The organism is Streptomyces sp. NPDC005722, from assembly GCF_040630935.1.
Taxonomy (GTDB): Bacteria; Actinomycetota; Actinomycetes; order Streptomycetales; family Streptomycetaceae; genus Actinacidiphila.
This window is the reverse complement of the sequence record NZ_JBEXYN010000009.1, coordinates 56578-71566: the sequence shown is the minus strand read 5'-3', so window position 1 is coordinate 71566 and position 14989 is coordinate 56578. Positions and strand designations below refer to the sequence as shown.

Below are 14989 nucleotides of genomic sequence, written 5' to 3'. Positions count from 1 at the left end.
GGCGCGGGTGACGGGGACGTGGGTGCCTTCGGCATCGGGACCTGCCTCTCGGGAAGTGGTGCACGGGGCGGCGGGCCGTCCGCCGTCCGCGCCGGCCGGACCTCACGGCCCTGGCATCGCCGGAACTTTATCTGCCACAGAACTGTAGCACTTAGAGAGATGACCACCGCATCGCAGAGGCAATAGACGTCACAGGTTCCACACCCCACCGCTGGACTCCCTGCGATGAGAGCCGACGCAGCACGCAACCTGGAAACCGTCCTGACCGCCGGAGCACGCATGCTCGCCGCCGATCCCGGCGCGGGCATCGCGGCCGTCGCCGCCGAGGCGGGGGTGGACCGGCGCACCGTCTACCGGCGCTTCTCGTCCCGGGACGAGCTCCTCGCGGCCGTCCACGAGGCCCGCCTCACGGCCGTCGAGCACGCCATCGAGGACGCCCGACTGCGTGAGGCGCCCGTGGCCGTCGCCCTGCACCGCTACGTCGAGAACGTCATCGCCGTCAACCGCACCTGGCCCGTCGACCTCGCCCGCATGCTCGCCGACGACGACGTCCGCGCGCGGCGCGAGGCGTCCGTCCGCGAGGTGGACGCCTTCCTCGAACGCGCCGGCGGCGAAGGACTGCTGCGTCCCGGTCTCGCGGAAGGGTGGGCGAGTGCGCTGCTCCCCCGGCTCATGCACCTGGTGGCGCGGCAACTGCCCGAGCTGAGTCCCGCGCGGGCCGCGGACGTCGTCGTCGACACCCTGCTGCACGGCCTCGGAGCGTCCTGAGGCCCTCGAGGCCCGGACGGCCCCACGGCAGACCCCGGCTCAGCCGGGTACCCCCATGTGCTGCGTGCCGACCACCGACAGCAGCCGCAGCGCCTGCTCGGCGGGAGAACCGGGGTCGGCCGTGTAGATCACGACGCGCTGGTCCCGGTCGGTGATGTCGAGGACGTCGCAGTTCACGGTGACGGGACCGACCAGCGGGTGGTCGAGGGTCTTGCGCAGGGTGGGCTCGGCGCTCACGTCGTGGGCGGCCCACAACCGGGCGAACTCCGCGCTGCCGGCGAGGAGGTCGTCCACCAGGGCGGCCACCTCCGGGTCGCCGGGGTAGCTGGCGGCCGTGACCCGCAGGTGGCGGGCCGCGGCGTGCGCGAACGCCCGCGCTTCGGACGGGTCGTACAGCAGCCGGTCCCGCGAGCGCGGTGCGAGGAAGGCCCGGCGCACGAGGTTGCGCTCGTGCCGGGACAGGACGGAGAAGTCCTCCAGGAGGGCGGCCGCCAGGTCGTTCCAGGCGATCACCTCGTACGTCGCGGAGAGCACGATCGCCGCGGCGTGCGGCAGCCGCCGCAGGAGGTCGAGGATGCTCTGCCGCACCTCGCGCGAAGGCCCGGCCGGCGGACCGGGCGGGGCACCGGCGAGGTGGTGCAGGTGGTCGCGTTCGGCGTCGGACAGGCGCAGGGCCCGCGCCAGACCGGCGAGCACCTCGCGCGACGGGCGCGGACCGCGGGCCTGCTCCAGCCGTGTGTAGTACTCGGTCGAGATGAACGCCAGCTGCGCCACCTCCTCGCGGCGCAGCCCGGGGGTACGACGGCGCGGCCCGGCGGGCAGACCCACCTCGGCAGGGGTGATCTGCTCACGCCTGCCGCGCAGGAAGCCGGCCAGCTCGCGTCTGTCCATGCCGTCCAGTGTGCAGGGGGCGGCGGAGCCCATCCAGGTACCGGTGGTGTCTGGATCCGCTCCGCTGCCGGACGCAGGCTCGGTGCCATGGACAACGCACAGACCGATCGGTCCCCCCTTTCCGCCCCCACCCCCGACACCATGGGCCTGCTGGCCGGCAAGGCGGCCCTCGTCACCGGTGCGGGCCGCGGCATCGGCGCCGCCGCGGCCCGCCTGTTCGCCAGGGAGGGCGCCCGGGTGCTGCTCGCCGCCCGTACGGAGGACCAGCTGCGGGCGGTGACCGAGCAGATCCGGGCGGCCGGCGGCACCGCGGAGTACGTGGTGTGCGACCTCGGTGACGCGGCCGGCGTCCGGGCCGCCGTCGACGGCGCGGTCGACCGGTACGGCCGGCTCGACGTCGCCTTCAACAACGCGGCCACCAGCGTGCCGCCGGCCCCCATGGACCAGGTGCCCGAGACGGACTTCGACCTCGTCTACACCGTGAACCTCAAGGGTCCGTGGCTGGCCATGTCCGCCGAGGTCGCCGCCATCCGGGCCACCGCCGGCACGGGCGCGATCGTCAACAACTCGTCCGTGGGCAGTCTCAGGGGCAACCCCGCGCTGTCCCCCTACGCGGCGATGAAGCGGGCGGTCAACAGCCTCACCGAGTCGGCCGCCATCACGTACGGCCCGGAGGGCATCCGCGTCAACGCCCTCGCGCCCGGCACCACGCTGACCGAGATGATCCGTGCCTGGGACGAGCACTCGCCCGGCACCGTCGACCGGCTCAACGAACGCACCCCGCTGCGCCGCGCCGCCGATCCCGACGAGATCGCCCAGGCCGCGGCCTGGCTCCTGAGCGACCGCGCCTCCTACGTGACGGGGACGGTGCTCCCGGTCGACGGCGGTCTGCGGGCGTGATCCGGGCCCGCGCCCCACGCCCGGGGGCATGACCGCGGTGGCGGACCGCCGTGGTCGCGGAACCTGACGCGGCGGCGCCTCAGACCCCGGAGCGGAGGCCGTCGTCGGGCAGGTGCACGGGCTGGGCCGGCACGTGGCCGCCGCGTTCGAGCAGCGGGGCGGCGGGGGTGCGGTCGATCGACAGGCCGAGGAATTCGGGGCGGCTGTAGTGGCCACGGGCGTCCATCAGGCGCTTGCGCCGGTCGATCATCGTCAGGTCCAGGTCCGCGATCACCTCGCCCTCCCCCGAGGTGAGCGGCTCGCCGACGAGGCTGCCCTCGGGGTCGACGACGGCGGTGAAGAACCCCTGGGAGAACACCGCGGCCGGAGCACCGGTGTCCGCCGCGAGCTGCGCCCGCTGGTCGGCGTCGAGCCAGGCAGTGGCGTTGACGACGAAGGCGGCTGCCTCCAGGGCGTGCTGACGGATGGCCACCTCCATCTGCGGCGCGAACAGCGGGCCGCCGAACGCGCCGGGGAACATGGAAGCGTGGATCTGCTCGCCGTCGGCGATCAGGGCGTAGCGGGCGAGCGGCTGGTAATGCTCCCAGCAGGCCAGCTGCCCGACGCGGCCGACGGCGCTGTCCACGGCACGCAGCCCGGAGCCGTCGCCCTGGCCCCAGACCATGCGCTCGTGGTAGGTGGGCGTGATCTTGCGGCGGCGCTGGATCAGCGTGCCGTCGGCGTCGAACAGCAGCTGCGTGTTGTAGAGGGAGCCGCCGTCGCGCTCGTTGACGCCGATCGACACGACCATGCCGGCGTCGCGGGCCGCCGCACCGATCGCATCGGTGTCGGCGGAGGGCACGGTCACCGCCTCCTCCATCAGCCGCAGGTGCTCCCCGGCCATGGCGTAGGCCGGCTGCACGAAGGAGAAGTACGGGTAGTACGGGACGACGGTCTCCGGGAAGACCGCGAACCGGACGCCCCTCCGTCCCAGCTCGTGGATCTTCTCCACCACCTTCCCGACCGTGCCGGCACGGCTGTAAAGGACGGGGCTGATCTGGACGGCAGCTGCCCTCACGGTGGTCATGGTGCGGCTCCTTCTCGCATGCGGCTCAGTGCTCTCACGGGCGGCCTCGCGGGCCGCCCCTCGAGTTACGAGCATATGCTCCTATCTGCCCGCGCGGCAACAGCCGCAGCGGCGAGCAGGGGGCGGGTCCGTGCCACGCGGGCCCGCGGCCACCCCCTGCTCACACGCTTCAGTCCTCGGAAACCCAGCAGTCCTCGGCGCCGATGCCGGTGAGGTCGCACAGGGCCACGTCCGCCTCGCCCCCGGAGGGACGCTGCAGCAGGACTTCGGCCGCCGCACGTGTCCCCACGTCGAAACACGTGGGGTTCTGCTCCACGAGCACGCTGAGGATCTTCGCCCGGGTCCTGTCCAAGGTGCTCTGCTGGGCGTCGACCTCCCCGTCCGCCACCTCCTGCCGGACCTGCTTCCGGATCTGACGGGCCCGGGTCCCGAACTCCTGCCGGGGCTGCTCACAGGTCGCGGACCGCCCGGAGGACAGGCCGTCCTGCCGGGCGGCTCCGACTGCGAAACCGCCCACGGCAAGGGTGATGGCCCCTGCGGCACCCAACGCGATCAACGAACGTCTCATGGCGCGGAATGGTATCCACCCAGGTCTTGGGCCGCTTGGAGGTGACCACGCCCTCGGGACACGCCCCCGACCGGCCGTGTCAGACTTCCGGGAGCGTGGTCGGCGTCGTCACGACGGCCTCCCCGCGCGGCGGCGCCGGCGGATGGGCGTGGACGAAGCCGCGGGCCGCCGCGAGTTCCTCGCGCGTGGCGGCCTCGATCGCGTCCAGGTAGGCGTAGGCGTCCTCGCCGATCGGCACGCGCACGAATGCCGGCCGGGCCGCGACCAACCGCAGGACATGGGTGGCGAACGCCTCGGGACGGCCGAGCTCAGGACTGCCCGCCATGGCCCGCAAGCCCTCCCGCACCTCTCCCGTGCTCTCCAGGTACGCGGGGATCCGGTCGGCGGACTCGGTCACGGCGGATCCGTAGTGGGTGGCGAACTGACCGGGCTCGACCGCGTGCACCCTGATCCCGAAGGGCGCCACCTCCACCGCGAGGGCCTGGGTCATCCCCTCCAGCGCGTACTTGCCCGCCACGTACGCGGACAGCCCCGGGAGCCCCATCCGCCCGGCCAGGGAGGAGACGTTGACGATGTGGCCGGAGCCCTGGGCGCGCATCGACGGGAGGACGAGGCGGCTCAGCCGCCACGGCGCGACCGTCAGCAGATCGAGCTGGGCGCGCAGTTCCCCGTCGGACACCTCCTCGACCGCGCCGAACAGCCCCGCCCCGGCGTTGTTCACCAGCACGTCCACCCCGCCGAAGCGGTCGACCGCGTGCGTCACCGCCGCCTCGCACTGCCCGGGGTCGCAGACATCGAGCGCCACCGCCGACACCCGGTCCGGGTACGCGGCCACCAACTCCCGGAGGGAAGCCGGCTTGCGCGCGGTGGCGATCACCAGATCACCGGCCTCCGCCACCGCTCCCGCCAGCGCTCGCCCCAACCCCGACGAACACCCCGTCACAAGCCAACGCCGCGTCATGCGTCCCCCCGATGCCGGTCACCCGCGACGGTCCGTACCGCCGAGAGCGACCATGACAGCCGCGACCGCCCACCAGAAGGAGCGCGCGGAGGCACAGCGGGAGCACCCACAGGCGCACCGGACGTTCCTCCGGACCCACGGAACGGAGGTTCCGGGGAGCCGTGCCCTAGCCGGGCCGTCCCCGGCGAATGGTCTCGACTGCGAACACCGGATCCAGGGGTTCGACGAGCGTTCTGGCCACGATGTCCCCGAGGCCCACGGGTACGCCGCCCTGCTGCAGTCCGCTCACGTATGCGAGGGCCTGTGCAGGTGACAGCACGGGCAGCCTCTACCGCAGGGTGCGCTCTGCCTCGACGATCCGGACCGCGGACTCCCGTTCGATCACGCGCACATCCTCGCGCGCCCGCTCCGGGCCAGCGTATTACGTCACCGTCAGCCGGCGGACCGCCCGGCGCCTAGGCCTCCCCCGGGACCTTCCCCGGACGGGGGTCCTGGGGGCGGATCGAGTGCTCGCGTTCGGACGCGAGGCGGCGGATGCGCTTCGTACGGCCCGCGGACGCGAGGCGGGTGAGGACCGCGGGCTCGGGCGAGGACGTGGCGAGGCCCAGCTGGAGCCAGTCCGACCACGAGTCCTGGACCGCTTCGTCGACGAGCAGGGCGGTCACCGACGCGCCCTGCAGGAGGCCGAGTTCGCGGGCGCGCCGGTCCGCGTAGGCCCGTTCACGGTCGCTGCCGAGGCGGGCGGTCCAGGCCGGGCGCTCGTCGGGCGGGAGGCCGCCGAGGACGTGCAGGACGATGCCGAGGGCGACGCTCGGGTCGGGCTCGACAGCCACGGCGTCGAACAGGTCGGGCAGACACGCCGGGTCGTCGAAGGCCCGCCGGTACAGCGCCCAGCGTTCGTGCTCGTCGTGAAGGACGCCCGAGGGGTCGCCGGGGGCGGCGCCGAGGCGATGGGCCAGGGCCGCGATGACCCGGTCCAGGTTCCCCGACACTCAGTCCTTCCCCGGACGCGGGCTGTGGCGGCGGCCGAGGGATGAGGCGGCCACCGAGTTGTGCACGGTGAAGGCGATGGTGCCGGGCAGGTAGCGGTCCTCGGACCACTCCACCGGGGCCCCCTCGGGGTCGGTGGTGCGGCGCCGCTCGCGCAGCAGGACCTGGCCGGGCGGGCAGTCCAGGAGGCGGACGTCGTCGGCGTCGGCCCAGGCGAGGTCGATGGTGTGGTCGGCGTCGGTGAACAGGACGCCGTGGGCGACCAGGGCCTCGGTGTGGGAGACGGTGTCGGGCGGCAGTTCGGCCACCAGGGCGCCGATCCGGGCCGGGTAGAGGGAGCGTTCGACCATCACCGGCTCCCCGGACAGCGTCCGCAGCCGCAGGACGAGGTAGACCTCGGCGCCCTCCTCCAGGCCGAGCTGGCCCGCCTCGGAGGGTTCGGCGGGGCGCCGCACCACGCTGTCCACGCGGCCGCCCGGGGTCTCCCCGATGGAGCGGGCCCAGTTGGTGAAGCTCAGCAGTTCAGAGAAGCTCTGCGCCCGCGGGCCGCCGAGCACCGTGCGCCGGGTGCCGCGGCGCGAGGTGACCAGGCCGTCCGAGCGCAGTACGGCCAGCGCGTGCCGGACCGTGCCGCGCGAGACGCCGTAGCGTTCGGCGAGGGTGCCCTCGGGGGGCAGTTTGGTGCCGGCGGCGTACTCGCCCGCGATGATCGCCTCGCGCAGTTCTGCCGCGACCTTGCGGTAGCGCAGCTCACTGTCCGGGGTGCCCTGCTCCTGCCGCACCGTGGTCTCCTGCGCTGCTCGTGCCGTGCGGGCCGCGCACGCGGCCGGATCCCCCCGACCCTATCCGGAGGGGGCGGGGTGCGGGCGGCGGCCCGTACCCCGTCCCCTCCGGCCGGCCTCACGCGGAGTGGACGGTTCCCGCGTAGCGCTGGACGAAGCGGGTGCCGGTGCCCGCGGTGACGGTCACGTCGTAGCGGCCGCCGTCGGTGCGCCAGGTCACCCGGGTGCGGTCGCCGGGGCGGACCCACACGGTCTGCTCCTTGCCGGCGAAGTCGTTCGGCGTGAGCGTGAACGCCGCCTCGGTGCCGCCGTCGTTGCGCAGGTAGAACTCGACGGCCGCGTTCTCCGGCCGCCCGTCGTGCCGCAGGGTCGCCGTGACGGCCGGGACGGCCACGTCGTCCTGCCCGTCGGGGACGACCGTCCCGGAGAAGCGGCGGACGAAGCCGTCGGCGCCGTGCACGGAGAAGTCGTAGCGGCCGTCGGTGGCCGCCGCGTCCCACTCGTAGGTGCGCGTCGAGCGCGGCGGCACGGTGAACGGCGTGCCGGTGAAGGGCAGCGCCGTGTTGGGCAGCACGGTGAAGTGGTAGCCGACGGTGCCGTCGTTGGTGAGCCGGCAGGTGACCTTGCCCTTCGCGCGGTCGACGGTCACGTCGGCCCACGGCCGGTACGGCAGCGGGCGGTGCGGCCGCCGGCCCTCCTCCTGCCCGGGCATCTCGGAGTGGTCGGGCACCTTCACCGCGGGCAGCGCGTTGCCCGCGTCCGCCTTGGCCATCAGCGCGACGGTGTCCGGCAGCCGGGGGACGCTGTAGTCGGGCTTGGTGAAGTCGAAGCAACTGGTGAGGTCGCCGCAGACGGTGCGCCGCCAGTCGGAGATGTTGGGCTCCTTCACCCCGGTGACGCGCTCGAGGAAGCGCACCACCGACGTGTGGTCGAACACCTGGGAGTTGACCCAGCCGCCGCGCGACCACGGCGACACGACCCACAGCGGCACCCGGCTGCCCAGACCGATGGCCTTGCCGTTCGCGAACTCGTCCTTGGTGCCGGGCTCGGGGAACGGCGGGATGACGTGGTCGAAGTAGCCGTCGTTCTCGTCGTACATGAGCAGGAAGACGGTGTGCTTCCACACGTCGGGGTTGGAGAACAGCGACTGCAGCGCCGTGTTGACCCAGTGCGCGCCGTAGTCGGGGCTGGCCGCGGGGTGTTCGCAGAACAGGTACGGCGCCACCAGCCAGGAGACGGTGGGCAGGGTGCCGTCCTTGCAGTGCTCGTCGAACGCCGTGAGGTCGAACCTCGTCATGGCGTTGATGTAGCGCGGGTCGTCCTTGGGGAACTCGTGGAACTGCTTGAAGTACGACAGCGCGTTGTCGTCGTAGTCGCCGTCGCGGTCGTCCGACCCGTCGGGGTTGTGGTATACGCGCCAGCTGACGCCGGCGTCCTGGAGGCGCTCGGCGTACGTCGTCCAGTCCGCCACCGGGTTGTCCGTGACCGGGGTGTTGTCGGTCCAGGGGCCGGTGGTGCCGTCGACGCCGGGGCCGGCCGTGCCGGTCCACAGGTAGAGGCGGTTGGGGTCGGTGGGCCCGTTCAGCGAGCAGAAGTAGCCGTCGCAGAGGGTGAAGGCGTCGGCGAGGGCGTACTGGTAGGGGATGTCCTCACGGGTGAAGTAGCCCATGGTGCGCTCGCCCTTGGCGGACACCCACTTGTCCATGGCGCCGTTGTTGACGGCCGAGTGGCCGCTGTCCCAGTCGTGCGGGAGGCCGCCGGCGTTCTGGGCGTTGTACTTGGTGGTGTCCATGCGGAACGGCAGGAGGTGGCCCTCCTCGCGTCCGCGGGCGGGCTGGCGGAACACCGGGTCGCCGTTGGACAGGACGGCCGCCTGGCGGTCGCCGAAGCCCCGTACGCCGCTGAGGGTGCCGAAGTAGTGGTCGAAGCTGCGGTTCTCCTGCATGAGGATCACCACGTGCTTGACGTCCTCGATGCTGCCGTGCCCGGGGCCGTGCCCGGTGGCCTCCGCGGTGGCGGGGAGGCCGACCGCTGCGGCGGCTCCGGCGGCGGTGCCGATGAAGGCCCGGCGGCTGAACTCGGTCATGGGTGAATGTGTCCTTCGGGTCGTTCGGGGTCAGCCGCGGGCGGACAGGGAGAAGGTGACGACGGCGGCCGCGTGGTCGGAGGGCCAGCCGTTGCCGGCGGTGTCCGGGACGGGCCGGGGCCAGCCGGTGACCAGGGTGTGCGCCTCGACGACCTTGAGCGGGCCCGCGTACTGGACCTGGTCGACGCGGTCCTGGGGTTCGGCGCCGCCGCCCTCGTGCTGCGGCCGGACGGGCGACCAGGTGGTGCCGGGGTCCTTCGCGGGGTTGGAGTGCTCGGCGCGGAAGGCGTCGGTGAGGCCGGCGTCCTCCAGGGCCTCGGTGACGGGCCAGCGCAGCCGGCCGGTGCCGCCGTGCGCGGACGACGTGCGGCTCGTCCAGTCGCGGTGCGACGGCGAGGCGAGGCCGGCGGCGAGGACGACCGGACCGCGGGAGGCGATGTCCCGGCGCATGGCGGCGACCAGGGCCTGCGTCTGCCGGTAGCGCGCGGTGCCCTTCTCGGCGGCCTCGACCTGCGCGGCGGTGCGTCCGGCGAGCACGGCGTACGGCCCGTACTCGGCCTCGTCCAGCTGCGCGTTCCACAGCCGTACGGTGCGGTCGCCGGGCAGCCGCAGGGTCGCGGCGGCGGCGGGAAGGGAGGCGGTGGGGGCGAGGGTGTCGGTGAGCGGGTGGCGGCTCACGATGCCGAGGCCGCCGGCCTGGTGGGCGTGCCAGCCGAGGGCGGCGGCGAGCCGCTGGGCGCCGTCGTCACCGCACTCCTGGAGCGCGACGGCGTCGAGGCCCTGGGTCAGCACGAGCCGCAACTGCTTCTCCAGCGCGCCGTCGACGTGGCCGCCCGCGTCCCACAGGTTCAGTGCGGCGACCTTGAGCGTCAGCCGGTCCTTGCTCGTGCGGACCGGCACCTGCACGGTGACGGTGTCGCTGCCGGCGGCGCTGTCGGTGACGGAGACGACCAGCCGGCCGGGCGTACGGGGCGCCGTGGACGGGGCCTTGCCGCTGACGGTGCCGTCCGCGGCGACGGTCAGCCAGGGGTCGCCGCCGGCGCGCCGGAAGGTGGCGCTGCCCTCGGCGTTGCCCTCGGGCCGGATCCACAGGCCGCCGAGTGCGACGGAGAAGGCGGTGCCCGCGGTCTGCGCGGCGGTGGTGACGGCGTCGACGGCGGCGTGCGGGCGCGGGATGACGGGGCGCGGCACGAAGCTGAAGGGGGCGGTGCGGGCGAGGATGCCGTAGCCGTCCTTGGCCAGCAGGTAGGCGGTGTACGGGCCGCCGCTGAGGCCGGAGGTGTCGATGGTGATGTCGCCGGACGCGGCGGGGGTGTACTCCCAGGCGAGGGAGGCGCCGTTGCCGGGGACCCGGTCACCGTCGTAGACCCCGATCCAGTTCTTGGGGTGGGGCGCGTCGGTCGTCCAGTGGAAGGAGAGCTTGTCGCCCTCGAACGGCTTCGGCGTCCGCAGCTCGACGAAGTCGCCGGTGGGCGGGCCGGCGAAGCTGAACGGCTCGGTCTTGGCGAGGACGCCGTAGCCGTCCTTGGCCAGCAGGTAGACGGTGTACGGGCCGCCGCTCAGGCCGGAGGTGTCGAGGGTCGTCTTGCCCGACGTTCCGGTGACGTACGTCCACACCAGGGAGCCGGCGCCGCTGCCGGGCTGCCGGTCGCCGTCGTAGACGCCGATCCAGTTCTTGGGGTCTGGGGCGTCCGTCGACCAGGTGAAGGTGAGTTTGTCGCCGCGTTGCGGAGGCGTCGTGGAGTCGAGCGCGACGCTGCTCCCGGATGCGGCGACCTGTGAGAGGGATGGCACGGTGTTGGGTCCTCTCCGCCCCGGCGCCGCCGCGGCGGCGTACGGGTGGGCAAAGTTGTCTAGATAACTTCGCTCCCAGCAAGCCGTCCCATGGCGACGAACCCGTGAACGACGGGTGGCCGCAGACCGGGAATCTGGCGGAAATCTGAGGATCATACACAGGGTGGCGCGGGCCGTCCGCCGCCCCCGTGACCGTTCTGACCAGCGGCGTCACGGACAACGGGGTGCCTGCGAGGACTTCCGCGCACGGAGCGGCGGCCTCCCCCCGGACCGCGGCCCGGGGGGAGGCGGCGTCATGCACCGTTCAACGGTGCACACTCCGTTGCGCGCAGGGCGGCTCGTTCAGCAGCTGAGGTTGCCGCCCGGGGCGACACCCAGGATCTGGGTGAAGCGCTGGTAGTTGTTGACGCGGCTCTGCACCTGCGCGGGGTTGCGGCCGTCACATTCCAGGGAGCCGTTGATGGAGCGGATGGTCTGGCCGAAGCCGGCCTGGTTGACCATGGCGTTGTGCGGGGTCATGGTGCCGGGGCCGCTCTGGGTGTTCCAGTACCACAGGCCGGTCTTCCAGGCCACGGCCGCGTCCTGCTCGACGAGCCAGGGGTTGTGGAGCAGGTCGATGCCGAGGGCGTCGCCGGCGGCCTTGTAGTTGAAGTTCCAGCTGAGCTGGATCGGGCCGCGGCCGTAGTAGGCGGCCTGACCGGCGGGGCAGCCGTAGGGCTGGCTGGTGTCGCAGTAGTGCGGGTAGTTGGCGGTGTTCTGCTCGACGATGTAGACCAGTCCGCCGGTCTCGTGGGCGATGTTGGCGAGGAAGGCGGCGGCCTCCTGCTTCTTCACCGTGTCGCTGCCGGTCTTGGCGAAGCCGGGGTAGGCGGAGAGGGCGGCGACCAGGCCGCTGTAGCTGTAGAAGGAGTTGCGGCCCGGGAACATCTGGTTGAACTGGGCCTCGCTGACCACGAATCCCGAGGGGTTGCCGGGGTTGCCCGGGTCGGTCGTGCCGCCGCAGGTGCCCTGGTCGGCCCAGACGCCCCACTGGCCGGTCGTGCCGGGGGTCTCGCCCTGCGTCCACCACTTGGCCTGCCAGTTGTGTCCGCCGTAGGAGGCGGTCATGCCGCCGGTGTAGACGGCGCCGGCGCTCCACGCCGAGGCGCAGGAGGCGGCGGAGGCCGTGCCGGCGGGGAGGGCCACGGCCAGGCCGGCGGCGGCCGTGAGGGTGGTCAGGGCGGCGAGGGTACGTCGCATCACCGTAACTGCTCCTTGTGTGGGGGGAGTTGTCGTGCTTCGCACTGAGCAATGAACCGGATTGGCCTATACCTGTCAAGGTCTAGACCAACATCGCCCCCCTGCGGCCCGACCGGCCTCCGGCCGCGCTCCCGCCGCGCGCTCCCGGCCCGGCCCGCACGGCGGGAGGCCGACGTGCAGGGGGCGGCGGGCAGGCGAACAATGGAAACGGCGGAGGCGGCGTCACACGCACGAGCTGGGGTGTTCGGCCATGGGCGGCATTGACGAGCAGGCCCTGCGGAGCCTGCGGGAGACACTGAGGGGCCCGGTCACCGCGGTGGGGGACCCGGGCTACGAGGAGGCCCGCGGCGTCTACAACGCCATGATCGACAGGCGTCCGGCCGCGATCGCCGGATGCGTCGACGTGGCGGACGTACGGACCGTGCTCTCCTTCGCCCAGGACACCGGGCTGCAACTGGCCGTACGCGGCGGGGGACACAGCGGTGCGGGACTGTGCGTGGTCGACGACGCGCTGACGCTCGACCTGACGCCGATGCGCTGGGCGTACGTCGACCCGCGGAGGCGGACCGCCCGCGTGGGCGGCGGGAGCCTGCAGGGCGACCTCGACCACGCGGCGCACGCCTTCGGCCTGGCCACCCCCACCGGGACGGTGTCGACCACCGGGATCGGCGGTCTCACCCTCGGCGGCGGCCACGGGCACCTGACCCGAGGGTACGGGCTGACCGTCGACAACCTGCGGTCCGCCGACGTGGTCCTCGCCGACGGGACGTTCGTCACCGCGTCGGAGGACGAGCACCCGGACCTGTTCTGGGCCCTGCGGGGCGGCGGCGGCAACTTCGGCGTGGTCACCGAGTTCACCTTCGGGCTGCACCCCGTGGACACGGTCGGCGTCGGCCTGACCGTCTGGCCCGTCGACCGCACCGGCGAAGTGCTGCGCTGGTACCGGGAGTTCCTCCCCGCCGCGCCGGAAGACCTCAGCGGCTTCTTCGCCCTGCTCACGGTGCCGCCCGGGCCGCCCTTCCCGGAGACGCTCCACGGGCGGAAGGCGTGCGGCGTGGTGTGGTGCCTCACGGGCGAGCCCGAGGAGGACCGGCTGGCGCAGGCCCTGGCCGTCGTCGAGGAGCCCGGCCCGCCGATGTTCCACTTCACCGCGCCCATGCCCTACCCCGCCCTGCAGAGCATGTTCGACGGGCTGTTCCCGAAGGGGTTGCAGTGGTACTGGCGCGGCGACTTCTTCGACGCGATCACGGACGAGGCCGTCGCCGTCCACGAGGAGTACGGCCGGAAGCTGCCCACCGGCCTGTCCACGATGCACCTCTACCCGGTCGACGGGGCGGCCCACCGGACCGGCGGCGACGGCACCGCCTGGGCCTACCGGGACGCCGTGTGGTCCGGCGTCATCGCCGGGATCGACCCCCTGCCCGCCAACGCCGGGGCGGTACGCCGGTGGTGTGTCGACTACTGGACCGACCTGCACCCGCACTCCATGGGCGGCGCCTACATCAACTTCCTCGGCGAACAGGAGGGCACCGACCGGGTCCAGCACACCTACCGCGGCCACTACGACCGGCTGGCCGCGGTCAAACGCGCCTACGACCCCCACAACTTCTTCCGCGCCAACCAGAACATCCCGCCCGCCACCACCTGAGCGGGCAGTGCGGCCGGAGGGTCCGCGCGGGACGCACGGCACGACGTGCCAGGGTTCCCCCGTGACGTTCCACGAGGATCTGAGCCCCTACACCGAGTCGCCCGAGGACACCTTCTGGGAGGGCGAGGGCACCCGCGTCGTCTCCTTCACCCCCCGCTACCAGCGGATCAACATCGGATGGCTGACGGCGGAACACCCCCACACCGTCGGCCCGCCCCCGCCCGGATTCGTGCGGGGGCTGGACCGCGTCCTGCACGGCCAGTACGTCAACGCCACCCTGGGAGCGCACGCCTGCGAACTGTGCGAAGCCGCCGGCGACGTGCGGGGGGCGCCCCGCGGCAGCAGCGAGATCCGCGTCCCGGCCTCACCGACGGAGGTCTACGCGGCGCCCTTCCTCATCGGCCACTACGTACAGGCACACCGCTACCTCCCCCCGCGGCCCTTCGTCGAGGCGGTGTCCGCCTGGCACGACACCTGGCGCGACGGCCCCCCGGCCCCGTGGCTCCCCGACGACGCACGGCGACTCGACTTCGAGGCCGGCGACTGAGCGGGCGGTGTCACGGGTCCCCGTCACGGGCTCCCCGTCACGGGCTCCCCGTCACGGCCGGGCGGCCGTCGCCGTTCCCGCGTCCCGGGTGGACTCGGCAATGAACTCCCGTGCCCGCGCGACCACGCGGCGCGCCTCGGTCCGGGAGAGACCGATGATCTCGGCGATCTGCGCGTCGGGGAAGCCGAAGGCCTCCCGCAGCACGTAGGCCGCGCGCTCGTCCGGTGTGAGTCCGTCCATCAGCGTCAGCGTGGCGACGTCCAGCGCCTCCCCGTTCCCGGCGCCCACGGCGGGGTCGTCGGCGGTCGGCACCGGATCCGGCAGCCAGGGGCCGACGTAGCTCCGCCGGCGCGCCCGGGCGGAGTGCAGCTCGCCGATCGCCAGTCGGGTCACCATCATGACGAGGTGCGCGTCCGGTACCTCGGCCGGGCCCGTGCTCCGCCGGCGCGACCAGGCGTCCAACAGGACGTCCTCGGCCTCGCGCACGCTGCCGAGCATGCGGTAGGCGATCCCGAACATCAGCCTGCGGGCGTCGTCGAACGCGGCGTCCGCTTCCCGGAGCTCCTCCGGGACGACGTGCGGGTCCTCCTCGGGCGGCCGGACGGGCCGGGATGCGGTCGGCGAGGTCGTCTTCAGGCCGGACGCGGACATCGGGGACTCCTCTGGGTGGACGGCGCCCGTGGCGGGCGATGGCTCCACCCTCCCTCCGGGGCACCGCCCGCCGCGCCCCGGAAGTGCGTGGTCCGGTG

At 73.3% G+C, this 14989-nt stretch carries 14 protein-coding genes; 4 read left to right on the top strand and 10 right to left on the bottom strand.

Translation table 11 applies throughout. The features are described from left to right. Positions 1–279 precede the first annotated feature (279 nt). Positions 280–768: a TetR family transcriptional regulator gene (locus tag ABZ479_RS13690; protein ID WP_500461878.1), complete on the top strand. Its 489-nt coding sequence runs from the start codon at positions 280–282 to the stop codon at positions 766–768. Positions 769–807: 39 nt separating this feature from the next. Here ABZ479_RS13690 and ABZ479_RS13685 read toward each other — a convergent pair whose 3' ends face one another. Further along, positions 808–1659: a helix-turn-helix transcriptional regulator gene (locus ABZ479_RS13685; protein WP_500461750.1), complete on the bottom strand. Its 852-nt coding sequence runs from the start codon at positions 1657–1659 to the stop codon at positions 808–810. A gap of 87 nt (positions 1660–1746) precedes the next feature. On the opposite strand from ABZ479_RS13685, the gene ABZ479_RS13680 reads away from it, so the two are divergent. Then, positions 1747–2559 carry an SDR family NAD(P)-dependent oxidoreductase gene (locus ABZ479_RS13680; RefSeq protein ID WP_500461749.1) on the top strand — a complete coding sequence of 271 codons (813 nt, stop codon included), beginning with the start codon at positions 1747–1749 and terminating at the stop codon, positions 2557–2559. Positions 2560–2638: 79 nt separating this feature from the next. Here the strand turns inward: ABZ479_RS13680 and ABZ479_RS13675 are convergent, their stop codons facing one another. The 8 genes from ABZ479_RS13675 to ABZ479_RS13640 all read right to left on the bottom strand — a co-directional run bounded on the left by ABZ479_RS13675 (position 2639) and on the right by ABZ479_RS13640 (position 12045). Continuing rightward, positions 2639–3625 carry a nitrilase-related carbon-nitrogen hydrolase gene (locus ABZ479_RS13675; protein WP_500461748.1) on the bottom strand — a complete coding sequence of 329 codons (987 nt, stop codon included), beginning with the start codon at positions 3623–3625 and terminating at the stop codon, positions 2639–2641. 169 nt (positions 3626–3794) lie between these two features. Continuing rightward, positions 3795–4193 (bottom strand): hypothetical protein, encoded by a 399-nt coding sequence (locus ABZ479_RS13670; RefSeq protein ID WP_500461747.1) that lies wholly within the window; start codon positions 4191–4193, stop codon positions 3795–3797. Positions 4194–4272: 79 nt separating this feature from the next. Continuing rightward, the gene (locus tag ABZ479_RS13665; RefSeq protein WP_500461746.1) at positions 4273–5154 is read right to left on the bottom strand and encodes an SDR family oxidoreductase; all 882 of its coding nucleotides are present in this window, start codon (positions 5152–5154) and stop codon (positions 4273–4275) included. Between the two features lie 455 nt (positions 5155–5609). After that, on the bottom strand, positions 5610–6146 hold the full coding sequence (locus ABZ479_RS13660; RefSeq protein WP_500461745.1) for a hypothetical protein: 537 nt from the start codon (positions 6144–6146) through the stop codon (positions 5610–5612). Then, a complete protein-coding gene (locus ABZ479_RS13655; RefSeq protein ID WP_500461744.1) occupies positions 6147–6926 on the bottom strand; it encodes a GntR family transcriptional regulator in 780 nt (259 codons plus the stop codon). 118 nt (positions 6927–7044) lie between these two features. After that, the gene (locus ABZ479_RS13650; protein WP_500461743.1) at positions 7045–9012 is read right to left on the bottom strand and encodes a phosphocholine-specific phospholipase C; all 1968 of its coding nucleotides are present in this window, start codon (positions 9010–9012) and stop codon (positions 7045–7047) included. Positions 9013–9042: 30 nt separating this feature from the next. Continuing rightward, positions 9043–10806, bottom strand: coding sequence for an endonuclease/exonuclease/phosphatase family protein (locus ABZ479_RS13645; RefSeq protein WP_500461742.1), 1764 nt, complete (start codon positions 10804–10806; stop codon positions 9043–9045). A gap of 342 nt (positions 10807–11148) precedes the next feature. Then, on the bottom strand, positions 11149–12045 hold the full coding sequence (locus tag ABZ479_RS13640) for a glycoside hydrolase family 19 protein (RefSeq protein WP_500461741.1): 897 nt from the start codon (positions 12043–12045) through the stop codon (positions 11149–11151). A gap of 250 nt (positions 12046–12295) precedes the next feature. On the opposite strand from ABZ479_RS13640, the gene ABZ479_RS13635 reads away from it, so the two are divergent. Both ABZ479_RS13635 and ABZ479_RS13630 read left to right on the top strand, forming a co-directional pair. Beyond that, on the top strand, positions 12296–13693 hold the full coding sequence (locus ABZ479_RS13635; RefSeq protein WP_500461740.1) for an FAD-binding oxidoreductase: 1398 nt from the start codon (positions 12296–12298) through the stop codon (positions 13691–13693). 61 nt (positions 13694–13754) lie between these two features. Then, positions 13755–14240 carry a DUF7919 family protein gene (locus tag ABZ479_RS13630; RefSeq protein WP_500461739.1) on the top strand — a complete coding sequence of 162 codons (486 nt, stop codon included), beginning with the start codon at positions 13755–13757 and terminating at the stop codon, positions 14238–14240. A 51-nt stretch (positions 14241–14291) separates the two neighbouring features. Here the strand turns inward: ABZ479_RS13630 and ABZ479_RS13625 are convergent, their stop codons facing one another. Next, positions 14292–14891 carry a sigma factor-like helix-turn-helix DNA-binding protein gene (locus tag ABZ479_RS13625; RefSeq protein WP_500461738.1) on the bottom strand — a complete coding sequence of 200 codons (600 nt, stop codon included), beginning with the start codon at positions 14889–14891 and terminating at the stop codon, positions 14292–14294. Positions 14892–14989: the final 98 nt, after the last annotated feature.